General features: G+C 40.5%; 22 protein-coding genes. 19 read left to right on the top strand and 3 right to left on the bottom strand.

The features are described from left to right. Positions 1 to 30 precede the first annotated feature (30 nt). The gene (locus IPJ16_14695; GenBank protein MBK7628423.1) at positions 31 to 972 is read left to right on the top strand and encodes a hypothetical protein; all 942 of its coding nucleotides are present in this window, start codon (positions 31 to 33) and stop codon (positions 970 to 972) included. Positions 973 to 986: 14 nt separating this feature from the next. On the opposite strand, the gene IPJ16_14690 is transcribed toward IPJ16_14695, so the two are convergent. After that, positions 987 to 2,081, bottom strand: coding sequence for a Gfo/Idh/MocA family oxidoreductase (locus IPJ16_14690; protein MBK7628422.1), 1,095 nt, complete (start codon positions 2,079 to 2,081; stop codon positions 987 to 989). Between the two features lie 149 nt (positions 2,082 to 2,230). Here IPJ16_14690 and IPJ16_14685 point away from each other — a divergent pair, with 149 nt between their 5' ends. The 6 genes from IPJ16_14685 (at position 2,231) to IPJ16_14660 (ending at position 8,297) form a co-directional block, all read left to right on the top strand. Next, entirely contained in the window at positions 2,231 to 2,929 is a 699-nt protein-coding gene (locus tag IPJ16_14685; GenBank protein ID MBK7628421.1) for a hypothetical protein, read from the top strand. Between the two features lie 45 nt (positions 2,930 to 2,974). Next, positions 2,975 to 4,171 carry a nucleoside permease gene (locus IPJ16_14680; protein ID MBK7628420.1) on the top strand — a complete coding sequence of 399 codons (1,197 nt, stop codon included), beginning with the start codon at positions 2,975 to 2,977 and terminating at the stop codon, positions 4,169 to 4,171. Between the two features lie 21 nt (positions 4,172 to 4,192). Further along, complete coding sequence (locus IPJ16_14675) at positions 4,193 to 4,501, top strand: antibiotic biosynthesis monooxygenase (GenBank protein ID MBK7628419.1); 309 nt, start codon at positions 4,193 to 4,195, stop codon at positions 4,499 to 4,501. Continuing rightward, on the top strand, positions 4,495 to 5,670 hold the full coding sequence (locus tag IPJ16_14670) for an iron-containing alcohol dehydrogenase (GenBank protein ID MBK7628418.1): 1,176 nt from the start codon (positions 4,495 to 4,497) through the stop codon (positions 5,668 to 5,670). Before IPJ16_14675 ends, IPJ16_14670 begins: the two co-directional genes overlap by 7 nt. Before the next feature lie 37 nt (positions 5,671 to 5,707). Next, entirely contained in the window at positions 5,708 to 7,066 is a 1,359-nt protein-coding gene (locus tag IPJ16_14665; GenBank protein MBK7628417.1) for an alpha-L-fucosidase, read from the top strand. A 151-nt stretch (positions 7,067 to 7,217) separates the two neighbouring features. Continuing rightward, a complete protein-coding gene (locus tag IPJ16_14660; GenBank protein ID MBK7628416.1) occupies positions 7,218 to 8,297 on the top strand; it encodes an acyloxyacyl hydrolase in 1,080 nt (359 codons plus the stop codon). Here IPJ16_14660 and IPJ16_14655 read toward each other — a convergent pair. Then, positions 8,289 to 8,708, bottom strand: a complete 420-nt coding sequence (locus IPJ16_14655; protein MBK7628415.1) for a Dabb family protein — start codon at positions 8,706 to 8,708, stop codon at positions 8,289 to 8,291. The genes IPJ16_14660 and IPJ16_14655 overlap by 9 nt on opposite strands. Positions 8,709 to 8,715: 7 nt before the next feature. Further along, on the bottom strand, positions 8,716 to 9,600 hold the full coding sequence (locus IPJ16_14650; protein ID MBK7628414.1) for a sugar phosphate isomerase/epimerase: 885 nt from the start codon (positions 9,598 to 9,600) through the stop codon (positions 8,716 to 8,718). A gap of 110 nt (positions 9,601 to 9,710) precedes the next feature. On the opposite strand from IPJ16_14650, the gene rmuC reads away from it, so the two are divergent. The 12 genes from rmuC to IPJ16_14590 all read left to right on the top strand — a co-directional run bounded on the left by rmuC (position 9,711) and on the right by IPJ16_14590 (position 24,847). Then, entirely contained in the window at positions 9,711 to 10,985 is a 1,275-nt protein-coding gene (gene rmuC / locus IPJ16_14645) for a DNA recombination protein RmuC (protein MBK7628413.1), read from the top strand. A 159-nt stretch (positions 10,986 to 11,144) separates the two neighbouring features. Beyond that, on the top strand, positions 11,145 to 12,041 hold the full coding sequence (locus IPJ16_14640; GenBank protein ID MBK7628412.1) for an aldo/keto reductase: 897 nt from the start codon (positions 11,145 to 11,147) through the stop codon (positions 12,039 to 12,041). Then, on the top strand, positions 12,023 to 12,682 hold the full coding sequence (locus tag IPJ16_14635) for a DUF1080 domain-containing protein (GenBank protein MBK7628411.1): 660 nt from the start codon (positions 12,023 to 12,025) through the stop codon (positions 12,680 to 12,682). Before IPJ16_14640 ends, IPJ16_14635 begins: the two co-directional genes overlap by 19 nt. A 147-nt stretch (positions 12,683 to 12,829) precedes the next feature. Then, on the top strand, positions 12,830 to 13,864 hold the full coding sequence (locus IPJ16_14630) for a hypothetical protein (GenBank protein MBK7628410.1): 1,035 nt from the start codon (positions 12,830 to 12,832) through the stop codon (positions 13,862 to 13,864). A gap of 183 nt (positions 13,865 to 14,047) precedes the next feature. After that, positions 14,048 to 14,545: a hypothetical protein gene (locus tag IPJ16_14625; GenBank protein ID MBK7628409.1), complete on the top strand. Its 498-nt coding sequence runs from the start codon at positions 14,048 to 14,050 to the stop codon at positions 14,543 to 14,545. Between the two features lie 152 nt (positions 14,546 to 14,697). Next, entirely contained in the window at positions 14,698 to 16,092 is a 1,395-nt protein-coding gene (locus IPJ16_14620) for an alpha-L-fucosidase (GenBank protein MBK7628408.1), read from the top strand. A 117-nt stretch (positions 16,093 to 16,209) separates the two neighbouring features. Next, positions 16,210 to 17,220 (top strand): DUF1080 domain-containing protein, encoded by a 1,011-nt coding sequence (locus IPJ16_14615; GenBank protein ID MBK7628407.1) that lies wholly within the window; start codon positions 16,210 to 16,212, stop codon positions 17,218 to 17,220. Between the two features lie 39 nt (positions 17,221 to 17,259). Then, entirely contained in the window at positions 17,260 to 17,988 is a 729-nt protein-coding gene (locus IPJ16_14610) for a hypothetical protein (protein MBK7628406.1), read from the top strand. 88 nt (positions 17,989 to 18,076) lie between these two features. Beyond that, positions 18,077 to 20,761, top strand: coding sequence for a TonB-dependent receptor (locus tag IPJ16_14605; GenBank protein MBK7628405.1), 2,685 nt, complete (start codon positions 18,077 to 18,079; stop codon positions 20,759 to 20,761). A 5-nt stretch (positions 20,762 to 20,766) separates the two neighbouring features. Then, positions 20,767 to 21,909, top strand: a complete 1,143-nt coding sequence (locus tag IPJ16_14600) for a DUF4249 domain-containing protein (protein ID MBK7628404.1) — start codon at positions 20,767 to 20,769, stop codon at positions 21,907 to 21,909. Between the two features lie 9 nt (positions 21,910 to 21,918). After that, complete coding sequence (locus IPJ16_14595; protein MBK7628403.1) at positions 21,919 to 24,108, top strand: hypothetical protein; 2,190 nt, start codon at positions 21,919 to 21,921, stop codon at positions 24,106 to 24,108. A 25-nt stretch (positions 24,109 to 24,133) separates the two neighbouring features. Beyond that, a complete protein-coding gene (locus tag IPJ16_14590) occupies positions 24,134 to 24,847 on the top strand; it encodes a hypothetical protein (GenBank protein MBK7628402.1) in 714 nt (237 codons plus the stop codon). The last annotated feature ends 3 nt before the right edge of the window (positions 24,848 to 24,850 follow it).

The raw sequence follows: 24,850 nt of genomic DNA, 5'->3' as shown, positions 1-24,850 counted from the left end.
TTGGAAGATTAAAATTTAATAGTTTAAGTAATGAAAATAATCTTCAGGATTGTTCTTGTTCTCATTCTTCAGGGATTTCTTTCTATTCAGATTGCCAAATGCCAGAATGAGCTTCAGTCAGGTAGAATTATCCCGGTATATCCTGGCGCTGTATTGAATACAGAGCTGGAAGAAGGAGACAGCAAGATGTGCTGTAATTTCGTATCGGGGGATAACTTCGACAAGGTTATCGCTTTTTATGAGAACACACTTAAGATCAAGTCGCTTGATCCAAAAAGTCTGGCTGAAAAACTTCCTTTTCTGAAACAACAGGTAGAGATGCTGCTTCAGCAGATGCCCCCGGGCATGAAGATAAAATTCTTTGTATTAAAGGAGGTTGAATTTCAGGGACAGAAAGGAGCTGAACTGTTTGAGGTTTACACCTCTTTGAAGGGAGTTCAGTTCTCCATTACGGAATCTCAACTAGAAGATAGAGATCAGCACTTTACTTCAGAATTCGGGATTGAAACATCAGGTAATCCTAAATCAACAGATCCTCAGTTAATTATCAAAGCGCTTCCTTCAGAAGTTCCGGCAGGATATACAAAGGATGAAGTTACTATTGATCAAATGCCTGATAATCCGACATCTGTAAGTGTTGGTTATAATAAGCTTCTTCAGAGAGGTACAGGAGGAGAGAATGGGACCATGGATAAAACTTCAAACATTTTCGTTATAATAAGCGATGCAGCACCTGAGTATTATGAGGAGATGATTAAACCTCAGAGTCCGAATGAAAAAGCTGTTACAATAAAGGGGAAATACAAAGGCGTTGAAGTGATGGAGAAGAATGAATATGGTTGTCAGGGAGCAGGTGTCAGATTTGTTGTAAATGATAAATTTCTTGTTGAAATCTCAGAATCTGCCCTCTGTGACATTAAAATTCTGTATCAGGTTGTTGATAAGATGAATTTTGAAATTCTTCCGAAATAGGAAAAAATATGTCGTTATAACACTGATTCCCTGAATCTTGTTAGATGTTCAGCTGTCTCTCTGACTAATCGCTGCACGGCCAGTCCATGAGTAATATCAGGTATGAGAGATCCGATATCATTCCCTGTAAGGAACACATAATGAGCATGGACCATCGATCGAAGCCATCCTGCCGGTACGTGAGCTGAAGGGAAACTTGTAAGAGGCTTGTAGTTGCTTCCGGTTAAGACCTTTGTCCAGTTTCCTGTTTCTTCGAGATAATATTCAAAATAGTCGGGCGTGTGGGATGAAAACCTCAGACATCCTTTCTCTCCGAACAGTTCCATGCAAAGAAGATCACCCGTTCCTGAACTGATACGGCTGGCTGCAACAGTACCGGCTGCATTTGTCGCTGAATCGTAGAGGGTGATCAGACTGAAGAGGTCAGATTCAGCGGGGACATCTTTAAACTGACCCGATTGTATTGCGCTGGTAATCTTAAGATTATTGCCAAGAAAGGCCGAGGCGAAACTAATTGCATGTGATCCAAGATCAGCCATTGCACCCCCGTCAGGTGCCGGTGTTAACCTGTTGGTCCTTTTATCGCGGTACTCTTTCTGAAGATAGTCACCATGATAATATTTAAGATCGAAATGAACCGGTCTCCCCAGCTTCCCTGATTTCCAGAGTTTATAAGCTTCCCTGACATTTGGTATAAAAAGATATTGAAATCCTACTTGTATTTTCAGATGCGGATTTTGTTGGGATATCCTTATGATCTCCATCTCTTCTTCAACAGTGGAACATATCGGTTTTTCCATATAGATCCGTTTAACCGAAGGCATCCCAACTGCCATTTTAAAGTGCTCAAAATGAACTTTATTCGGGCCAAGAATGTACACAGAATCAATTTTATCATTTGCTGCAAACTCCTCAATCGGAACAGCTTTTTTGAATCCATAATGCTCAGCGAATGAATTCCTGCTCTTCTCAGTTGCTGAACAGACAGCTTCGAGTTCTGCCTCAGGAGCATCAGCGTAATAGTAGTGCATTGAATTGAGGGCAAATATGTGTGATTTAGCAATTCCCCCGGCTCCTATAAATCCGGCAATAGCTTTTTTCTGTTCCATTTTAATCCGTTTCTGATTTCACATCAAAAATAGCCCATTTTTTGGAATACCATTGTTGATTATATGGCATACCAATGTGAATAACTCATTTTTATCTGTTCAGATTTGTTATCGGTATGCTATACTTTCGTAAAAAAATAAGTGACCTGATGCGCATCCCCAGAATAAGATTGAGGAAGGAATACCGATTAAAAGTATGGCTTACCATAATAACGCTGGTAATCATCGGATTTGTTTTTATTCCGCAGTCGAACAGAGCGATGATGAGGGCATACTTTAGTGTGAGATGCAAAAATTATCAGCAGGTTAATTTCAGTAAAAGACTTAACGACAGGATTGTAGATTATTCAGCACAGGCTAAAGCAAGCGGCATTGCCGTATGCGGTAACAAAAAAGAAATTGAACAACGGGTATCCGCACATAAATTATTCAGGGTGCGAAGCAATAGTCTGTATGTTATCGATGATATGACACACAGCTATCCTTATCTTACCAGGGACAGCAAAAGACTTCTGGATGAGATTGGGCAGAGGCTTAAGGAAAAAATAGCAAAGGACGGATTGAAAGGTTCAAAAATGCATGTTACTTCAATGACCCGGACAACAGAAAAACTTAAAGGTTTAAGAAAGACAAACGGTAACTCATCTGAAAACAGTCCCCATCTGTACGGAAATGCTTTTGATATATCCTATGCAAGGTTCTCATTCAGAAAGGTATTTGTTACAGAGTGCGATAAATGGTATATGAAGGAGGCTCTTGCAGAAGTTATCTGGCAGCTTCGTCAGGAAAAGAAATGCTGGGCAACTTATGAGAAGCAGCAGGGTTGTTTTCATGTGGTATCGAGATGATAATTTAATCAGTTTTTGTATATTTATACGTGTAAAAAAGACGCTATGAAAACTAAAACCACTCTGATCCTTTCGCTTATGATGTTCCTTCAGTATTATATCTGGGGCTCATGGTATGTAACAATGGGAACATTTATGACGAAGTTTCTGGGTTCGTCAGGGATACAGATTGGTGCCGCGTACTCAGCCCTTGCCATTGCTACAATGATATCTCCATTCTTTGTAGGTATGATTGCTGACAGGTTCTTTGCTGCCCAGAAAGTAATGGGATTGCTTCATATTCTGGGAGGAATACTACTCATTATGGCTTCAAAAGTTACAGCAAATGCCCCGTTCTACTGGGTTATTCTTCTCTATTCCCTCGCCTATATGCCCACTATTGCGCTCTCCAATAGTGTTGCATTCAGACAGATGCAGGACCCCGGAAAACAGTTCCCTCTCGTAAGGGTTTTTGGTACGGTAGGCTGGGTAATAGCCGGTTTTATGATTGCAATTCTGGGCATAGAACAGACTCCTCTTACATTTTATATGGCAGCCATTGTCTCTTTTGCCCTTGGTGTGTTCAGTTTCATGCTTCCTGATACACCTCCTCTGGCCAGGACTGCTGCCTCTGCAAAATCAATACTTGGAATTGATGCTCTGGTGTTGTTCAAAGACAGGTCATATCTAATATTTTTTGTAGCTGCTATTTTCGTATGTATCCCGCTTTCGTTCTATTTCGGATTTGCAAACCTTTATCTGAATCAGTCAGGCATGGAGAACACAGCAGGTAAGATGGTAATGGGACAGATGTCGGAGGCTCTCTTTATTCTTGCTATACCATTTCTGTTTAACAGGATTGGTGTAAAAAAGATGCTCCTGATTGGTATGACGGCCTGGATTGTCAGATATCTCTGTTTCGCATTTGGTAACATGGATTCCAACATCTGGATGCTATACGCAGGTATTATACTTCATGGCGTATGTTATGATTTCTTCTTCGTAACCGGATATATGTATACTGAAAAGAAATCAAATGAAAGGATAAAAAATGCAGCCCAGGGTCTGTTCACCTTTGTGACATACGGACTGGGTATGTTCATTGGTACATGGTTCTCAGGTTTTGTAACAACCTATTACTCTGTTAACCAGGTTTACCAGTGGAAAAACATCTGGTTTGTCCCTGCTTACATTGCAGTGGTAGTTCTGATCTGTTTCATCTTCTTCTTTAAAGAGAAGAAACAGATTGAAATTGCTGAATGATAAATAAGGAAATAAGGAAATATGATTGTCACCTGTGTATATATTCATGTTAAAGCCGAGGCACTGAACAGCTTTATTGATGCAACAACTGCCAATCATCTGGAATCGGTAAAGGAACAGGGTAATTTAAGATTCGATCTGATTCAGCAGTCAGATGATCCTCTGAGATTTATGCTGTATGAAGCTTATGAAACCGAAGCAGCAGCAGCTAATCACAAAACTACACCGCACTATAACAGGTGGCGCGATACTGTTGAACCGTTCATGGCAGAACCCAGAAGAGGTGTGAAGTATAAGATTATTGAACCTCAGGATGCATCGAGATGGTAAGCTCTTTCAGGTTTGCCAGACTGCCACAGATAATATTCGGCTGCGGTAAGCTGCCTGAGATTCAGTCGGTAATAACCAATAACGGCCCTTCTGTTATTTTATTAACAGGAAAAAAGTCTTTCATAGAATCTTCTGATGGTGAGTTGCTCCTTGATGCACTTCAGGGAAAGAAGATAAGATATAAACATATTACAATTCCCGGTGAACCATCTCCTGAAATGATTGATCAGATCGTTTCTGATTGCAGCACGGATGAATTCAGTTCGGTTATTGCTATAGGAGGGGGAAGTGTTATAGATGCAGGGAAAGCAGTTTCAGCGATGATGTATAAAACCGGATCGGTTATTGATTACCTGGAGGTAATAGGTAATAAGGAACATCCGGGCACAAAACTCCCTTTTATAGCTGTGCCCACTACCTCCGGTACCGGAAGTGAAGCCACAAAGAATGCTGTTTTATCAAGGGTTGGGAAGGATGGTTTTAAGCGATCACTCCGTCATGATAATCTTGTGCCTGATGTTGCTCTGGTTGATCCTGAACTCACTATTAGTTGCCCGCCTGATATAACAGCTGCCAGCGGCATGGACTGTTTTACGCAGCTTACAGAAGCTTTCCTCTCTGTAAAGTCAAATGAATATACCGATGCCCTTGCATATGAAGGACTTAAGCAGATAAAAACTTCACTTAGAGAAAGTTATGTCGACGGAGGTAATATTGAAGCAAGGACAGGTATGTCGTTTGCAGCGCTCACCTCCGGAATATGCCTTGCCAATGCAGGTCTGGGTGCAGTTCATGGATTTGCCTCTTCAGTCGGCGGAATGTACAATATTTCACACGGACTGGTATGCGGAACTCTTATGGCCGTCTCAAATGAGGTTACCGTCAGAAAGCTCAGAAGGGCCTCAGATAGCGAAGTTGCCCTCAAGAAATATACTGCTCTGGGTAAGTTGTTTCTTGGCGAGAAAGGTAAGTCTGATAAATACTACACAGATGGATTTATAGAATATCTGCATCAGATGACACAGGATCTGAAATTAGCAGGATTGCGGGAATACGGCATTGAAGAAAAAGATATTGATATTATTTGTTCAACTACTGATAATAAGAATAATCCGGCTAAATTAGATGCAGTTGATCTTGCTGAAATTTTAACAAGAAGGCTTGACTAAAATATACCTGAAAATAATTGTAACTAACCCAACCAATATGAAAACAAAGACCATTTTTACAATTCTTGTATTCCTTGCAACACTATTCACACCTCAGTTTGCAAATGCCCAGCTTCCAAAAGAAACGGAAGCTCAGAAAGCCCAAAGGATGAAGTGGTGGACCGATGCCAGGTTTGGCATGTTTATCCACTGGGGTTTATATGCTTTACCGGCCCGTCACGAATGGGTGAAGAATGCAGAGCGCATGACTAATGAGCAGTATCAGAAGTACTTCGAGATGTTCAATCCCGATATGTACGATCCCCATGAATGGGCAAAAATGGCGAAAGCTGCCGGTATGAAATATGTTGTCCTTACAGCAAAACATCATGAGGGATTCTGCCTCTTCGATTCTAAGTTTACAGATTACAAATCTACTAATACACCTTATGGTAAAGACCTTATTAAGGAATATGTTGAGGCTTTCAGGGCAGAAGGACTCAAGGTAGGTTTCTATTACTCATTAATAGACTGGCATCATCCCGATTATACTATCGACAGTAATCATCCCCAGCGTCAGACATCAGATACTGCTTATATCAGACTGAACAAGGGAAAGGATATGAAGAAGTATCAGGAATATATGAAAAATCAGGTTCGTGAATTGCTAACCAACTATGGCGAAATAAGTATTATCTGGTTTGACTTTTCTTTCCCGGGTAAAAACGGCAAGGGACGTGCTGACTGGGATTCTGAAAACCTGTTAAAACTTGCCCGCTCCCTTCAGCCGGGCATAATCGTTGACGATCGTCTCGACCTGCGCGATGTTGAAGGCGGCTGGGATTTTACTACACCTGAACAGGTTAAGGTAGCAAAGTGGCCTGAGATAAATGGCAAAAGAGTTGCATGGGAGACATGCCAGACATTCTCCGGCTCATGGGGCTACTATCGTGATGAGAATACCTGGAAAAGCCAGGCACAGCTTCTTGAACTTCTCATAGAATCGGTGAGTAAAGGCGGTAACCTTCTGTTGAATGTTGGCCCGACAGCCCGTGGGGTATTTGATTCAAGAGCACAGGACAGACTTACGGGTATGGGACAGTGGATGAAATACAATAACAGATCGATATACGGATGTACTGAAGCTCCTCCTACTGAATTTAAAGTTCCGGCCAATACACTTCTTACATATAATCCTGTTACCCGAAGGCTATATGTTCATCTTCTGGCATACCCGATGGGCAGCATGACACTTCCTGATATGGGTGATAAGGTGAAATATGTCCAGTTTCTTCACGATGCCTCAGAGATCAGGTTCAGGGCAGGAAGAGATGATGCAAAAAATGATCTGACACTATCCTTACCAGTGTTGAAACCGCAAATGGAGATTCCGGTTCTGGAGGTTTTCCTGAAGTGATAATTGGGTGATGGGTGCTGAGTGCTGGGTGCTAGGCGCTGGGTGAAGTTCAAGGTTCAAAGTTCAAAATTCAAAGGTGAAAGTGTACCAGTACCCAGTACCCAGGACCCAGCACCCAGCAACATTAAATAAAAATGATGCATTTGATCTTATGAGATGCTTTCTGGTATTATGTTTATTTTTTAGGTTTTTTTCCCCTGTTAGTTCTCAAAGTCCGGATTCCAATAATCACTACTTCATTGGTATTCAGTCGCATTATGGCTTTATAATACCTCATACCGAAGCAATTGAGCCTGTTTCGCATACCAATCCTTATGGATTTGAGATTAGCCTTAACAACCTTAAAACCTCTTATGAGAGCTGGAGCACTTTTGCCAGGTATAATATTTCTGGAGTTCAGCTCAGCTATTTTAATTTTCAGAATCCTGATATTGTAGGAAGTGCATACTTATTAACGGTCTTTACTGAACCTGTAATCAGATCCGGGGAGAGATATATTTTCTCAATAAAGGGGGGAGCAGGGTTTTCATACCATACTAAGATTTATCATGACACTGATAACCAGCTCAACAGATTCTTCAGCACCAGATTAAGTTATCCTCTTTATCTGTCAGCAAGATTTAAATATAAGATCAGTCCCGGGACATTTCTGACTCTCTCAGGAACTTATAACCATATATCCAACGGGGCACAGAGGATCCCTAATTACGGTATGAATTTCCCGACTGTTTCGCTGGGGCTGGAACGATTTGCAGGTGATATACCAAAACTTGATGATCTGTATGCCCCTCTTCGGAATAAAAAGGAATCAGGTCGGTATCTTGTCCTTCAAACATTAATGGGTTACAAGGTAGTTTACGGAGTTGATACATGGACATATGGATTCAGTTCGCGTTATACCTGGCAGCTGAGAACCAGATATGCCCTGAATGCAGGGGCGGAGCTGATAGTTGATGGTGGTGTTAAGAAGATGATAGAGATTGAAGGACTGGATAAGGATAATAAAAGAATTGCAGTCATTGGCGGACAGGATTTTTTACTTGGTAAAGCAGTCTTTACCCAATACCTCGGAGTATATTTATATTCCCCGTACAAAGCAAAACATCCTGTCTATCAGAAATATGAGCTATCCTATAAAATACTTCCCAAAATTATGGTTGGAGTCTTTCTGAAAGCCCATACCAGCGATGCGGAGCTTTTCGGGTTCAGCGCAGACTATATTTTAGATTGAGACCGAATCATACACCACAACTCTTTCCCACAAATCCTGACAATCGGCAATAAACTTCAGGTGTATCGGATGAGTCTGATAAATATCCTGATCTGCCCGGTCTTTAAATGTAGTTAGTAATGAATATGTGTAGGTTCCATCGATAACATCACGGCTGGTTCCTGCAGGAACTCCAAGATGATAATCGATAATAGTCTCAACTTTTACAAGAGCTTTCAGTCCGGCTTCAAACCTGGTACGGCCTTCAGGCGTAATAGGCTCTTTCAGCCAGAAGAAGACATGGTGAATAAACTGCTTGCCGATTCCTTCTGTCTTTTCCGGTGCGCATGATACTGCTGCAAGTACTCCTGCTCCTGCAATTCCTTTGACCGATGTCCCTATGAAGTTGCGACGTTTTATTGTATTGCTCATAGATAGTCTAGCTTTTTCCAATCATTTTATTAAATAGTGCAAGCTGTTCTTTCATAGCGACGACCCTGTCAGCTGGTGCGGTGCGGGCTTCAAGAAGAATCCATCCTTTGTAGTTGATTCCGTTAAAGAGGTCGAAAAGCTGCTGATAAGGATAATTGCCTTCGTTAAGTTCGCGGATATGCACTGTATCGCCAAACCATTTTTTTACACTGTTAAAGTTAGCCTCAAGTCCCGGAGGAAGCAGATCCTGATCATTGCAGTTCCAGCACATTACAACATTTTTTTCGGTAACCTGTTCGAAGATAGCTTTCATATTAGGTATTTCCTGTGTCAGGTTGCCATGAACCTCAACACGAACAAGCTGACCATAATCTTTGGCATACTTGCCAACCTCATTAAGTGAAGCGGCAATCTGTGCTATTGTCTTCTCTTTTGATACCTCAGCCGGTAAATTATTCGGTTTTACCTTGATGCCTGTTGCACCTATATCTTTGCACAGCTTTATATATTCTTTTGTTTGTTCTATGTTCTCACGGAGTTTGGCCTGATCAGGATTATGATATTCGAAGTTTGCTCCATAACCAAGGCACTTCACCTTACTATCGGCAAATCTTTTCTTTACTTCGGCACGCTGTGCAGCATTAAGGTTTGTTTCAACCTTATGCGAATGCTGAGTCCGAAGTTCTAAACCAAGGTACCCTGCTTTTTCACAATTTGTAATAAGAGTCGGAAGATCCCAGTCCTGTCCCCACAGATATGTACAGAGACCAAGTTTCATGTCTCCGGCAGGAACTGAATTCATAAACTCCGGCATATTTTTAAATGCGGCCAATCCTATTCCGGCCATTAAACTACCTTGCAGGAAGTCGCGACGAGAGATATTACTTTTCATAAAATTGAGAATTTAGTTTATACGAAGATAGTAAAAATGTAAAATGAAAATTTTATCTGTGCATTTACAGTTAAAACTTCTAAATTTGAAGAATTATAGACCTGTACCGTATGGAAATCATTCTTTATATACTCGCCGGATCATTTATTGGCGCTCTGGTAGCTTATCTGGTAACAAAATCTGTTTTAATTGGTCAGCACCAGCGTAATATTGTTGCAAAACTTGAGGAGATAAATGTGTTAAACAGGGAAAACGGTGCCCTGAAAGCGAAGGTTGAGGCACAGGCTAATAGTCTTGAAGAAGTAAGAAAAGCGATGGTAGATACTTTTAAATCGGCCGCCTCTGATGCGCTTACGCAGAATAATAAGCAATTTCTTGATCTGGCGAAAACACAGCTTGAGACTCAGGTAAAAGGGGCGGAAGGTGATCTTGATAAGAGGAAGACAGCTATAGAGGAGATGCTCAAGCCGGTAAAAGAATCGATAGACAGTTATAAGAAAAGAATAGAGGAGCTGGAAAAGGGATCTGAAAAAACGTTCGGGCAGGTCACTGAAATGCTCTCCAATATTCAGGCTACAAATACCAGTTTGCAAAAGGAAACAACCGCACTTGTAAATGCTCTGAGGAATCCCAGAGTCAGAGGCAAATGGGGAGAGATTGGCCTGAAACGTGTTGTTGAATTTTCGGGACTCTCAGCACATTGCGATTTCTATGAACAGGTTTATTCAGAGGGGGAGGATTCTGTATTAAAACCCGATATGATAATTAATCTTCCGGGGAACAGTCATGTTGTTGTTGATTCCAAACTACCTCTGGATGCTTATCTTCAGGCACTTGAAACAGATGACGAAACATCAAGGAATATATTGTTTGCCAAGCATGCCAAAGATCTGAGGGATCACATAAACAAACTGAGTAAAAAGCAGTACTGGTCTCAGTTTGAGAATACCCCTGATTTTGTTGTATTATATATGGAAGTGGAATCTGCTCTGAACGTTGCCCTGATGACAGATAAAACTCTGTTGCAGGATGCAATGAATAATAAGATAATTCTTGCCACACCTACCACACTTATAGTTGTCCTGAAATCGGTTGCCATGTCGTGGCAGCAGCATACCATTACCGAGAATGCCCTGCTCATAATGGATGCAGCAACAGAACTTCATGGCAGATTAAGTGTCTTTGCCGAGCATTTTGATAAAGTGGGAAGCGGGTTGAAATCAGCTCTTAAAGGATTTAACGATGCAATAGGTTCATGGGAGGGAAGAGTCCTTCCGGCCGGGAGGAAACTTGAGCAATTGAAAGCAACTGATAATAAAAGTATTTTGCCCGATCTAGAGATCATTGACAGACCAGTACGTGAATTAAAGAAATCAGATGAATAGTTTTCTAATTAATTAAATATATCCCTCATGGAAAAATCAGCAAAGAATTCGCGCAGGGAATTCCTGCAAAAGCTTCTGGCAGCTACCGCAGTAGCAGGTATCTATCCATACCTTGATACTGTTACAGGTAATATTGTAATGTCGGGATACAAGGGAAAAATGCCTGTCAGACCACTCGGCAAGACTGGTCACATGGTTTGCATTTACAGCCTTGGAGGTCAGGCAACAATTGAAACTCCCGGAAAGGAAGACCTGTCAGTGCAGATTATCAACAGGGCGATAGACCTGGGAATAAATTACATCGATACAGCCGCTGGTTACGGAAGGGCAACGGCTACTATTCCAAAGGCAGAAGCCAGGGGACATAGTGAGAGAAACATCGGACAAGTTATGAAGACCAGACGAAATGAGGTCTTCCTTGCTTCCAAAACTGATGACCGGACATACGACGGATCAATGAGGCTTCTTGAGAAGTCTCTTAAGAATCTCCAGACTGATCACCTTGATCTGTGGCAGGTGCATAATCTTACAAAAGCTCAGATAGCTGACGTAGATAAGTATTTTGCTGCCGATGGTGTGATAAAAGCCATGGAAAAGGCCAGGAATGAAAAGATGGTAAGATTCGTTGGAATTACAGGTCATGAGAGTCCGGCTATGCTTAAGATAATGGCAGAGAGATATCCCTTCGATAATGTTCTTGTTGCGCTTAATGCCGCTGACAAGCACTACGATCCTTTCATCGAAAACTTCCTTCCTGTTGCTGTTGAGAAAAAAATGGGAATTGTGGGTATGAAAATTCCTGCCCGCGACAGGATTTTCTCAAATGGGGGTATTATAACTATTAAAGAGGCAATGGAATACGTTATGACTTTGCCTGTCAGTACTGTTATTATTGGTCTTGATGATATCGCCCAGCTGGAAGAGAACATCCGAATAGCAGAAAATTTCAAACCTCTTACTGCAGATCAGATGCTGGCAATTGAGGCGAAGACCAAACCTTATTATAAAGATCTTCAGTTTTTTAAAGGGCAGTCAGAATGGCCGGCAGAGTGGTAGCCCTGGTCTTAGGACTGGTATTGATTGGCTGCAGGGGAGGACAAAAAGAGTTAGCCGGTAAAGGGATTGTAACAGAATTAAGTGTTGATAGTACACTTATTTTTAACGGAAAAGACCTTGATGGTTGGGAAATAACAAATTTCGGACCACAGGGTCCTGTCTATATCTCCGGCGATGCTATAATCCTTGGAATGGGCGAAGGTTGTACCGGAGTTACCTACAGGAAAGATTTCCCTGAAATGAACTATAAAGTTACACTTGAGGCCAAGAAAGTTGACGGAAATGATTTTTTCTGCGGCATAACATTCCCTGTCGGTGATTCACCATGCACTTTTATTGCCGGTGGTTGGGGCGGTACCACTGTCGGACTAAGCAGCATCAACGGAGCCGATGCTTCTGAGAATGAAACAACTACTCTTCGGAAATTCGAAAAGGATGTTTGGTATAAAATTTGTCTTATAGTTAAACCGGATACAATCAGGGCTCTGATAGATGATAAAGTTGTTGTCAATCTTGCAATCGGAGACAAAAAACTGTCAATCAGGCCTGAAGTGGAACTCTCGAGACCGTTTGGGATAACCTCGTGGAACACTACAGCAGCGTTGAGGAATATAAGGGTTCTTGAAATTGAAGAAGAATAATTTACCACGGGGTAACACGGAGTTCCACGGAGGAAGTACTTATGATAGCGATGATATTCAATCCGTGCTTTAGGAGGACTCCGTGTAACTCAGTGAGACTCTGTGTAACTCCGTGGTTAAAAAGTAATTAGTATTAAATTTTTGTTTATGAGGAAAATAATTTTTTTACTGGGATTAGCAGGTATACTATTCTCGTGCAAGACAAGTCAGCTATATCTTAATGTTACAGAGCCGGCGCCTGTGACTGTTCCTGCATATATTAAAAAAGTGGGGGTGATAAACAGAAGCATGCCTACTGATGAAACGAAAGCGGTAGATGTTATAGACAAGGTTCTTTCACTTGAAGGAGATAAGCTTGATAAAGAAGGTGCTATGGAGAGTATCAAAGGACTCTCCGATGAACTCCTTAACAACAACAGGTTCACTGAGGTAAAGGCCTTAAATGATATTGATTTCAGAACCAGTAAGCTGGCTTTGTTCCCTGTTCCTCTCTCGTGGGAGATAGTGGAAAAAATTTGCAGGGAGACAGGCACCGATGCACTTTTTTCCCTTGAAAAGTTTGATACTGATACCCGGATAAGTTATTCAAACCGGCCGGTTGAGATCAAAACCCCATTGGGAAAGCTGGCCGGACTTGAGCATCAGGCTGACATGAATACTATTGTGAAAACAGGATGGAGAATCTACGACCCGGCTTCCAAAGCAATCCTTGATGAATATATTTTCGAAGATGCAATTGTTTTCACGGGCAGGGGAATCAATCCTTTACTTGCCGCCGGAGCTCTGATTGGCAGAAAAGATGCAGTTAATAAAGTAAGTAATCAGGCCGGACATGGGTATGCAATGAGGATAATTCCTTACACATTAAGGGTTTACCGTGATTATTATGTTAAGGGAACTGCCAATTTCAAAATAGCGAAAAGAAAAGCACAAATGGGTAAGTGGGACGAGGCAGGTGAATTATGGAAGAGGGAAACTGAAAACCCAAAAATGAAAATCGCAGGAAGAGCTGCATATAATATGGCCATTATCAGTGAGATAAACGGCGATCTGGATTCTGCACTTGGATGGGCCCAGAAATCGTATGAAGATTATAACAACAAGCTTGGAATCAGATATGTGCGGATCCTGGAAAACAGAAAGTATAAGAATGAGGTGCTAAAGATACAGGAAGAAAGATAGGCAGAAAGGCAAGGGGCTCAGGGCACGGGGTGATCTGCTCTTTGCTCTGTGCTCTTTGCTCTTTGCTATTTTGTCTTCCGACATATTCTATAACATAAAAAAATCTTCCCCTTATTCAATTCTGTATAAAATAATAAGCATTACCTTCATAACAGAATTTTACAAACCTTTATACTTAAAGTTATGAAAAACATTAAACTGAAAAGTCTGTTTCTTGTTGTGGCATCTGTTCTGATTTCATCTCTCTCATTTGGTCAGGGTGCTGCAAATTTCTCTGGTACATGGGCTTTCAATGAATCGAAAAGTAACCTTGGTGAGGGAGGAGGAAGAATGGTTTCGCAGACTATTGTTATAGTACAGGATGCAACAACATTCTCACTCGAAAGAGCATTTACAGGACAGGACGGCACCGAAAGAAAAATGACGGAGAAATATACAATGGATGGCAAGGAAAGTGTTAACCCTGTTTTTAATACACAGAAGAAATCAAAAGCTGTATGGTCTGCCGATCAGAAAGTGTTTACCGTATCATCAGTACTTGTTTTTGAAATGAACGGCGAATCCACTGAAATTAAAACAACAGAGGTCTATAAACTTTCAGGAAATGAAATGACAATAGATTCTCAGTCAACTACCCCAATGGGTGAAAGAAAGGCAACACTCGTTTATACTAAAAAATAAGCAGGTAATTTCTCTGTGTATCTCTGTGCATTCTCAGTGTCACTCTGTGTCAGTTCTTTTTTAGTTACACAGAGTTCCACAGAGGAGGCACAGAGAACCACGGAGAAGAACCTTTGATTGATTAAGCTAATTTTATACCTATTTCATCACATATGATTAAACGACTTCTCACAGCTTTACTGTTTTTTTTGGCATTAAGTCTGAATGGCCAGAACTATCAACCAACCTGGGAATCACTTGATAAGAGACCGGTTCCGCAATGGTTTGAAGATTCAAAATTCGGCATTTTTATTCACTGGGGTGTCTATTCCGTACCATCATGGGGTCCCACGGGCGACAGTATAGGAGTTTATGATAAATATGCGGAATGGTACTGGAGGAAATTCGACCAGCCAGGGAAAGTTCAGAAGTATTTTAAAGAATTCCATCTGAAGACTTACGGACCGAACTTCAAATATCAGGATTTCGCACCTATGTTTAAGGCTGAACTTTTTAATCCTGACCAGTGGGCAGATCTTTTTAAAGAATCAGGTGCCAGATATGTTGTGCTCACCTCAAAACATCATGAAGGTTTTACTCTCTGGCCCAGTAAACAAAGCTGGAACTGGAACAGTGTGGATATCGGTCCGCACCGCGATCTATGCGGAGACCTGACAACTGCTGTAAAAAGCAAGGGGCTTCATATGGGTTTCTACTATTCTCTTTATGAATGGTATAATCCCACTTACCTGACCGACCTGAACAGTTACGTTGACAACCATATGATCCCCCAGATGAAGGATCTGGTTACCCGCTATACCCCTGATATTCTGTGGACTGACGGAGAGTGGGATAAACCAAGCAAAGAGTGGAAAAGTGAACCGTTTCTTGCATGGCTTTATAATGAATCGCCTGTAAAACAGAGTATTGTGGTAAATGACAGATGGGGAAGCGAAACCAGAAGCAAGCATGGCGGCATCTACACAACCGAGTATGGCCTGGTACACGATCAGGAAGGGGTTGATGAGGCAATTACCCGTCCATGGGAAGAGTGCAGGGGTATCGGAACTTCATTCGGGTACAACAGAACTGAAGGTTTAACTGATTATTCTACCGCAGAAGATCTTATTAAACTTCTTGTTTCAACTGTGTCAAAAGGCGGAAACCTGTTGCTTGATATCGGTCCGGCAGCAGACGGAACCATACCGGTAATAATGCAGCAGCGCCTGCTAGAGATGGGTAACTGGCTGAAAACTAACGGAGACGCTATTTATGGTACCAGGGCATTTATAACAAAGGAGACCGAATCAATTAATCCCGAAACAAATAAATCTATCTTCTTTACCAAAAAAAATAAAGATGTTTATGTTATCTGCCTCGATTGGCCAAAAGGAAATATTGTACTTAAAGGTCTGAAAGCCGGTAATGTAAAAGCAAGTTTGCTTGGATCAGAAAAGGCGGTAGTCGCCAAAGCTTCAGGTAATAATCTGATCATAACACCTCCGGATTTAAATCCGGATGATCATCAGCTGGCTTATGTATTTAAAATCAGTAATTTAATAGAGTAAAAATTATCTCGCAAAGGCGCTAGGACGCAAAGTTTAATTTTAACCTTCGTGTCTTGGTGCCTTGGTGGCAAAAAAAAACAAACTATGAAAACAACTACTATTCTTTTCTCAGCAGTAATGGCTTTATTGTCAGTTACATCCTGCAAAACAGAGGTGAAGGTTGAACCTGTTCAGAAGCACGACATTTCTGAGTTTCTCGGACAGTGGACTATAGATATTCAGGGCGGCTCAGTAGGCTGGCTTGAAGTTCGTAAAGAGGATGGCTACCTCGATGGTGAGATCCTCTGGGGCGGTGGTAGTGTATTACCTGTTTCAGGTATGTTCTTTGTTAACGATCAGGTACTTATTGTTCAGCGTTCAAATAATGTTGTAAGAACAAGAGATGAAAACAAGAATGCAGTCAAAACTCAGGTTGTTACTGACTGGCTCGAAATAGTGAAGAACGGAGAAAAAATTGACGGGGTATTACTGACTCCCCACAGAAATGGTATTGGCGTTGATTCAACCCTTTTCACAGGAACAAAACTCCCTGCACCTCCTCCTGCGCCTGACCTAGCTGCTGTCAAATTTGGCACCCCGGTACAATTGTTTAATGGCAAGGATCTTACAGGATGGAAACTGATTAATGAAAAGCAGGTAAACGGATTTAAAGTTGTGGATGGTATGCTCGTTAATGATCCTGTTCAGAAAGAAGGTGAGGCACACATATCTTATGGTAATCTGAGAACAGAACAGGAATTTGAAGATTTTAACCTGAAGCTTGAAGTGAATGTGCCTGCAGGAAATAATAGTGGTGTATATCTGCGGGGAATGTATGAAATCCAGGTTGTTGACTCATATAAAAAGCCACTTGATCCGCACAATATGGGTGCTGTATACAGCCGAATTACACCTCTTTCAGCTGCAGAGAAACCAGGCGGCGAATGGCAGTCGATGGATATCACTCTGTGTGACAGACACGCTACAGTTATCCTAAACGGAGTAAAAATTATTGATAACAAGCCAATTTTCGGACCTACCGGCGGCGCAATTAAATCTGATGTATTCTCTCCGGGCCCTATTTATTTACAGGGGGACCATGGAAATGTATCATACCGGAATATTGTGCTCACTCCGATTGTCAAATAGAAACATACTTTGTAAACCAACCAGGGATTAATAAATTTCATGCTCAAATACAGGTTAACATTTCTATTTGCTATTGTTTTATTCTGCTTAGTATACCTTCCCGGCTTCGGCCAGACAGACGATATTCGGGGTAGTCTGAACAAACAAATAGATCTGGATTTAAAGGGACCTTCCAGGGAGGATCAGACTCTGTTTAACGGAAGGGTATGGAGGAACCTGTATTACAAGGTGAGGGAAGATCAGTTTCTATATTCCAAAACGTATCTGCCAGGTTCAGTATCGATTGATGGAATAACCTTCAGGAATGTCGATCTGCTGTATGATATTTATACCGATGAGATAATCACCCATACTTCTAACGGCTCTTTTTTACAGTTAAACAAGGAAATGGCAGACAGCTTCTCTATTGTATTTGATAACACTAAAAGGTATTTTTTCAGGACTGATATCGACACTATTAAAGGATACAATGGTTACATGAATATACTGTACACTGGAAAAAGTTCTCTCCATGTTAAGTACAAAAAGGAAATAGAGTTGCTGGCAGTTGACAGAAAGTTTGATGAGTTCTATCAGACTCATAGAATTTTTCTGGTAAAAGACAGTGTCATAAACCAGATTACTGGCAAAAGAGACTTTCTAATGCTGCTTGAAGATGAAAAGACAGCATTGAAGAGTTTTATTAAAAAGAACAAGCTCTTCGTTTCTGTGAAAAAACCGGAGTCGTTAATTCCGGTGATTAGGTATTATGATAGTTTGAAGAAGTGATGTGCTGGGTGCTGGGTGCTGGGTGCTGGGAAAAAAGAAAATGATGATCAGGACTTACATATTTTTTATTTTATTATTTTTTTCTTCTGTGGTTCATTCACAGGAGAGATATCGTATTGACTGGGATTACAAAGACCTTTCTTTTAAAGAATTCGTTATTAATGCCGAGAAGCAGCTGAATGTCAGATTCTTTTATAAGGATGAATGGACAACTGATCTCAGGCTTGGTAGTTACCAGGGTGTGACTACACTTACAGGAGTACTCGATAATCTTTTCAGGGAAAAATCACTTTTCTATTTTATCGATGAATCAGGCAATATTGTTATAACAAAGACTTATGCCGTTAAAATAGATAATAAACGAAACGAGACAGAAGACAAATTTATCCCGCCTACTGAATATGCTGATAACGGCGAAGGCGAAAATAAAACAGGTAACACATTCGTGGAGATAGGAAACCCTGCCGACAGAAATAAACCCGGTAACGTTGTGGTCTCAGGATATATCACAAGCCGCGAGACAAAAGAACCAATCGCAGGGGTTACGGTATTTGTCCAGAAACTGTCGGTTGGAACAATTTCAAATGCTTACGGATTCTATACACTGACATTGCCGAGAGGTCTTCATCTTCTGCAGTTCTCATTCATCGGACTGAAAGAAAAAACTATAAACCTTAATCTTAACAGTACCGGAGAGATGAATATCGACATGAACAGTGTCCTGATTCCTTTAAAGGAAACTGTTATTTCAGCACAGAAAAACATGACACTTCAGAGGTTTGAGGTTGGTGCTGAAAAGATCAACATTACTTCATTCAGGTTATTGCCAACATCTCTCGGTGAATCGGACATAATAAAAAGCGTGCTGCTTATCCCCGGTGTTCAGTCGGTTGGAGAAGGATCAACCGGATTCAATGTAAGAGGCGGGTCTGCAGATCAGAACCTGATACTTCTTTATGGCGCTCCGATCTATAATTCCTCTCACTTTTTCGGATTTTTCTCGGCTGTAAATTCAGACATAATAAAGGATGTTACTCTCTATAAGGGCGGGATCCCTGGCAGATACGGCGGACGTATCTCATCCGTACTTGATATCGTTTCAAAAGACGGAAACAGAAAAGAGTTTATGGGAAATGCTGGTATAAGTCCTATTACAACCCATGTTTCAATTGAGGGACCAATCAAGGAGGATACAATTACATATATTCTCACCGGCCGCACAACCTATTCAAACTGGATATTCGGACTAATTGACAATCCGTCGCTTAAAAGGAGCAGAGCTTCATTCTACGACCTTAATGGCAAGGTTACTTACGATATCAATAAGAATAATAAAATTGATCTTTCAGGTTATACCAGTCATGATTCTTTCAAATTCAATTCAGATTCTGTTTACAGCTATGATAACAGTATTGTTTCGTTGAAATGGAGACATTTCTTTAACAGCAGACTCTTTACTTCTGTTACCCTGAATAATAGTTATTATACCTATAATGTTAATAGTGAAGATGTTATAACTGAGGCATTCGATTTATCCCATAAAATTAACAGCACTGGTTTTAAGACAGATTTCAACTGGTTTCTTGGGAATAATGAACTAAATTTTGGTCTCGATCTGAATAAGTACTCAGTTACCCCGGGGTCATATCTTCCTTCACTTGACTCATCGCTTGTGATACCTCATGTTATTGATAAGGAGAGGGCCTGGGAAGGCGGATTATATATTGAAGACAAAATAACTCTGAACAGCTTTATGTCGGTGAATCTCGGAATGAGGTTATCTGGTTTTGCTGCCTACGGCAAAAATGAAGTAATGATCTACGATCCTGATTTGCCAAGAACCAGATCTAGCATAATTGATACTATCAGCTATTCAGAAAATGGAGTCTCTGCCCGGTATGCCGGACCTGAGTTCCGGATCTCGATGAATTTCAGGGTCTCTGACAGAAATTCATTCAAGATAAATTATAACAGGACAAGGCAATATCTGCATCTGCTGTCAAACTCAACCTCAATATCTCCTACCGACACATGGAAGCTTAGCGATTATTATCTTAAACCTCAGATTGGCGACCAGTTCGCGGTTGGATTCTACAGGATGCTCTTTAATTCGGGCTTTGAAACCTCTGCAGAGCTTTACTACAAGGAAATCAAAAACATGCTCGATTTTAAGGGAGGAACCAAGCTGATAATGAATGAGAACATAGAGAAAGACATAGTAAATGTTATCGGCAAGGCATATGGTCTGGAGCTGATTTTTAAGAAAACAGAAGGTAAGATTCGTTATAGTGTAGGTTATACTTATTCACGTACATTTATTAAAAGCATCGGTAAATTCAGCGATGAGGTAATAAACTCAGGTAAATGGTTTCCGGCTAATTTTGATAAACCCAATGACCTTGTGGCTACATTTAATTATCTGTTTTCGAGGCGTTTCAGTTTCTCATCTAACTATACCTGGAGTACAGGGCGTCCTATAACTTACCCTGTATCAACATACAGGATTCAGGATAATCTGCTTGTAGATTATTCAGACAGGAACAAATACAGGATCCCTGATTATATGCGCCTCGATATTTCCTTTAAGGTAAGCGGTAATCTGAAATCTAAGAAAATAGCCAATCCGTACTGGACTTTCTCGGTTTATAATCTGCTGGGAAGACAGAATGTTTATTCAGTTTACTTTAAGAATGAAAGGAATGTTCTTAAAGGATATCAGCTTTCAATATTCGGAAAAGCAATTCCCTCAGTAACATTTAGTTTTGATTTTTAAGCAGGATGAAATATATAAGATTTTTAACACTATTTTTTACAGTTCTCACAATCGGCGGCTGCATTACCCAATTTATCCCCGAGACAGATGAGGATCAGGACCTTCTTGTTGTTGAAGGCTTAATTACTGATCAACAGGAGGTAAACACTATTAAGCTTTCACGATCATTACCATTAGGATTGAAGAATACTGCTAAGCCTGTAAAAGGGGCTATTGTAACTATTATTGATGACTCGGGAATATCATATACTTTAACTGAAAAAGTTACAGGTACCTATGTTACTGATCCGGCTAAGTTTCGCGGAGTGGTAGGAAAGAAGTACAGATTGAAGGTTTTCCTGAATAACAAATCGATTTATAATTACACGTATGAATCGCTCCCTATGGAGTTAAGACCGGTTCCTCCTATCGATAGTGTATATTATGAAAAGGTTGTTCTCAGGAAACAGGAAAATAATTTTAGTGCCATAGATGGCTGCCAGATCTATGTTGAGACCCATGATCCCTCTTCTGTGACGAAGTTCTACAGGTGGGATTTCAATGAGACATGGGAGTTCAGGCTTCCTTTCTCAAAACCTGTTAATAACAGATGCTGGATCTCGCAAAATTCGACTATTATAAATGTAAAATCAACTGCAATCCTGGCTGAAGATAAAATTAAACGCTATCCGTTGCATTTTATAGCTAATGAGACTGACAGACTGAAATTAAGGTATTCTATTCTGGTAAACCAGTATTCTGTAACAGAAGATGAATTTGAATACTGGCAAAAGCTTCAGAACATAACAGAAGAAGTAGGCAGTCTGTACGATATTACACCTGCAGCAGTGCCAAGTAATGTCTATTGCGTTGATAATCCCGCAGAGAAGGTTCTTGGGTATTTCAGTGTTTCCTCCAAAAGCTCAAAAAGAATATTTATTAAAGATTATTTCGCCGGGGTAATTAATCTTTATACAGATTGTGTATCTGATACTTTATACGGAAATCAGCCAATACCCGGCTTGAACTCAAGTGTCTGGATTCTCGAAAACTATGAGGCACCTAATTACAACCCGCCCTATAAAGTACTTACAGCAACAAGGGGTTGTGCCGATTGTACAACAAGAGGTGTAATAACAGAACCGGCTTTCTGGAGAGAAAGTAAATAGATATAAAGAATGAAAAGACCTTTAATGATACGATTCTATAAATCAGGACTTGCCTTACTTTTAATGCTTCTTATTTTCAGGAGTATGAGTGCGCAGACAGATGCTGATATTAAAGGTACTATCACTGCAAAGTTTCTAAAGTATTGTAAAGAATTGCCGCGTCAGGAGATCTTCGTGCACACCGACAGACAGTCGTTCATTGCCGGCGAAGATATATGGTTCAGTATCTATCTGTTTGACAGGAAGACAAACGGGCCGCAGGTTCAGGAAAAGATTGCTTATATCGAAATCTTAAATGCTGAAAACCGGCCGGTTGCTCAGAAAAGGATCATTATGGAGAATGGAACCGGACCCGGACAGATATCGCTTCCCGACACACTGAGTTCAGGTACCTATACTTTAAGGGCGTACACCAACTGGATGAAGAATTTTATGCCTGTGAACTGCTATATGGAAGAATTGACAATTTATAATTCATTCAGGAATCAGGCCTTCATTTATAAATCTTACAGGGATACTGAAAGTTCTGTTAATAAAATAACAGTGCCCGGTGCGGACGGACTTCAGCTGGAAGTTAATAACCTGATGCCTGAGAATGTTGAATTAGTAATTACAACCAGTGACAGATACCGCGCAGAAAACAGGAATACTTTCTTTCTGTTTATTCAGACCCGTGGAAAAATTGACCATTTCGCCACTGAAAAAGCATTAACGCAAAAAACTGTTCTGACGTTCCCAAAAAGCCTTCTGACTGCCGGCATAAACCAGATTACAATCTTTGATGCAGCGGGTCAGGTTATGAAGGAAAGGCTGATATACACTCCTGAACCGCCCGTAAATAGCATAACTTTTTCTTCTTCTTCTCAGGTCAAAACCAGAGAGAAGATTAATGCAGTTCTTGAGTTGTCACCTGATCTTGTGAAAGAACTTCAATGGGCAAGTATGAGTATCTCGGTGATTCCGGAGCAATCGGAAAAAAACAAGATAGAAATGTCTGACTATATGGTTTTTGCAAGTGAATTTGGAATAAAACCACTTACTCTTTTGCAGAAAAAAAGTCTTTCGGAATTGTCAGTCTTGCAGATTGATAGCTTATTATTAACAGTCAGCAGCAACTGGATCGACTGGGATAAAATATTGTCAGATGAGGTTAGTATTATGAGATATAAGCCTGAAACAGAGTATCATTATCTTTCAGGCAGACTAATTAAAAAGAATTCATCACCCTCAGATTCTGGTAAATATGTCTATATGTCTGTCCCCGGAAAAGTTGCCCGGTTTCAGTATGCGAAGACAGATGATGAATCAGGATTCAGTATGAAGGTAAGGATCGACGACAGGGTTAAGGATTTTGTCATCCAGCCCGGTGATCCTGAAAATATTGCAAGCACCAAGATAGAATCTTCATTCTCTGAAAAGTATATGCCTTCGGTTCCGTTTTATTCAGAGAAAGATGTTGCTGTACCTTCGTCTGAAATCAGCAGGATGAGTACAAATTATCAGGTAAATAAGATCTATAGTACGACATTGCTGGGTCCTCCTTTAAGTCAGACTTCAGTAGCAGAGATTAAGCCGAAACGATTTTATGGAAAACCCGACATCTCGCTGGTAATGGATGATTATATTAAGTTACCGGTAATGGAGGAAGTCTTTTTTGAACTTATCCCAGGTGCAACACTCAGAAAGAAAAAGACCGGATATGAAATTTCAGTCTTTGATCCTTCAGATAATAAGGTTTATAATTTTCCCCCATGTCTGATGATTGACGGTACAATTATCTACAATCCGTCATTTATTGCAGATATTGATCCTGAACTTGTTGAAAGGATCGATCTCGTTAAAGACAAGTACTTTGTAGGTGATAATCAATTTTATGGTATTATTAACATAATAACCAGAACGGGCGATTTCAGTTCTGTTACACTTCCTGAATATGCTACAAGGATGCAGTATAAAGTTTATGAGCCATGCTTCACATTTACAGCTCCCGATTATACTGCTTTTGACAAACAGCTAAGCCGTGTGCCGGATTTCAGGAATACCCTTTACTGGAATCCTGCAGTTAAGACAGATAAATCGGGGAAAGCTTCAATTGATTTCTGGACGTGCGACATCAAATCAAACTATGTTATCTGTATTCAGGGTGTTACTTCAGATGGAAGGATTATCTCTTATAAATCCGGAATACGTGTTGATTGATAACTAACAGATAGTAAGAAGTACTATGCCGTTAAAAAGGTTTTCTGTTTTACTCATAATCATTGCCATATCCCTAAATATTTCCGGGAGTTTATCGCAGGGATACAAATCTTTTCTTCTGTCAGAAACTGATAACTCAATTAAGCAGGATACCCTTCAGGAGAATCAGATATTATACAACGGAAGGATCTGGAGAAACTTATACTATATGGTAGATGGAGATCAGTTTCTCTTCACTGATTCCTACTTAAACGGCGATGTGATTGTCAGAGGAAAAAAGTTTACCGGGTTAACACTTAAGTATGATATTTTCAAGGATGAAGTTTTAATTCCGTTGAATACAGGAAGAATACTTCAGATAAACAAAGCTATGGTAGACAGTTTTAGTTTCTCATGGCAGAATAAAAAGTACAATTTTACGAGACTGCCTGCCGACAGTTCACTGGGTTATTTAAATGTACTCTATAAAGGAAAATCAGCCCTTTATGTCAAGTACCGTAAGAAAATTGAAAAACTGGCAGAAGGGGGCCGGTACGATAAATTTTATCAGACCAGCCAGGCTTATCTTGTTAAGGATGGCATCATTCATCCTGTTTCAGGGAGAAAAGACCTTGAAACAGCATTACAAACAGATAAAGTACTTATAAAGAGTTTTTTACGAAAGAATAATCTGAGAGTTGTAAAAAAATCTCCTGAAAGTTACATCCCATTAATACGTTATCTGGATACTATCAGATAAGAA

The sequence above is a fragment of the Bacteroidales bacterium genome (assembly GCA_016709865.1).
GTDB lineage: Bacteria > Bacteroidota > Bacteroidia > Bacteroidales > VadinHA17 > LD21.
The sequence above is the reverse complement of the archived record's forward strand: the minus strand, read 5'-3'. Positions and strand labels throughout refer to the sequence as shown.

Excerpts from the sequence above, each read along its gene's own strand:
- IPJ16_14595 (MBK7628403.1), top strand. The coding sequence starts at position 21,919 with ATGAAAAGACCTTTAATGATACGATTCTATAAATCAGGACTTGCCTTA.
- IPJ16_14695 (MBK7628423.1), top strand. The coding sequence starts at position 31 with ATGAAAATAATCTTCAGGATTGTTCTTGTTCTCATTCTTCAGGGATTT.
- IPJ16_14620 (MBK7628408.1), top strand. The coding sequence starts at position 14,698 with ATGATTAAACGACTTCTCACAGCTTTACTGTTTTTTTTGGCATTAAGT.
- IPJ16_14670 (MBK7628418.1), top strand. The coding sequence starts at position 4,495 with ATGGTAAGCTCTTTCAGGTTTGCCAGACTGCCACAGATAATATTCGGC.
- IPJ16_14590 (MBK7628402.1), top strand. The coding sequence starts at position 24,134 with ATGCCGTTAAAAAGGTTTTCTGTTTTACTCATAATCATTGCCATATCC.
- IPJ16_14600 (MBK7628404.1), top strand. The coding sequence starts at position 20,767 with ATGAAATATATAAGATTTTTAACACTATTTTTTACAGTTCTCACAATC.
- rmuC (MBK7628413.1), top strand. The coding sequence starts at position 9,711 with ATGGAAATCATTCTTTATATACTCGCCGGATCATTTATTGGCGCTCTG.
- IPJ16_14610 (MBK7628406.1), top strand. The coding sequence starts at position 17,260 with ATGCTCAAATACAGGTTAACATTTCTATTTGCTATTGTTTTATTCTGC.
- IPJ16_14655 (MBK7628415.1), bottom strand. The coding sequence starts at position 8,708 with ATGAGCAATACAATAAAACGTCGCAACTTCATAGGGACATCGGTCAAA.
- IPJ16_14630 (MBK7628410.1), top strand. The coding sequence starts at position 12,830 with ATGAGGAAAATAATTTTTTTACTGGGATTAGCAGGTATACTATTCTCG.
- IPJ16_14635 (MBK7628411.1), top strand. The coding sequence starts at position 12,023 with ATGGCCGGCAGAGTGGTAGCCCTGGTCTTAGGACTGGTATTGATTGGC.
- IPJ16_14665 (MBK7628417.1), top strand. The coding sequence starts at position 5,708 with ATGAAAACAAAGACCATTTTTACAATTCTTGTATTCCTTGCAACACTA.
- IPJ16_14675 (MBK7628419.1), top strand. The coding sequence starts at position 4,193 with ATGATTGTCACCTGTGTATATATTCATGTTAAAGCCGAGGCACTGAAC.
- IPJ16_14680 (MBK7628420.1), top strand. The coding sequence starts at position 2,975 with ATGAAAACTAAAACCACTCTGATCCTTTCGCTTATGATGTTCCTTCAG.
- IPJ16_14660 (MBK7628416.1), top strand. The coding sequence starts at position 7,218 with ATGAGATGCTTTCTGGTATTATGTTTATTTTTTAGGTTTTTTTCCCCT.
- IPJ16_14640 (MBK7628412.1), top strand. The coding sequence starts at position 11,145 with ATGCCTGTCAGACCACTCGGCAAGACTGGTCACATGGTTTGCATTTAC.
- IPJ16_14625 (MBK7628409.1), top strand. The coding sequence starts at position 14,048 with ATGAAAAACATTAAACTGAAAAGTCTGTTTCTTGTTGTGGCATCTGTT.
- IPJ16_14650 (MBK7628414.1), bottom strand. The coding sequence starts at position 9,600 with ATGAAAAGTAATATCTCTCGTCGCGACTTCCTGCAAGGTAGTTTAATG.
- IPJ16_14615 (MBK7628407.1), top strand. The coding sequence starts at position 16,210 with ATGGCTTTATTGTCAGTTACATCCTGCAAAACAGAGGTGAAGGTTGAA.
- IPJ16_14690 (MBK7628422.1), bottom strand. The coding sequence starts at position 2,081 with ATGGAACAGAAAAAAGCTATTGCCGGATTTATAGGAGCCGGGGGAATT.
- IPJ16_14685 (MBK7628421.1), top strand. The coding sequence starts at position 2,231 with ATGCGCATCCCCAGAATAAGATTGAGGAAGGAATACCGATTAAAAGTA.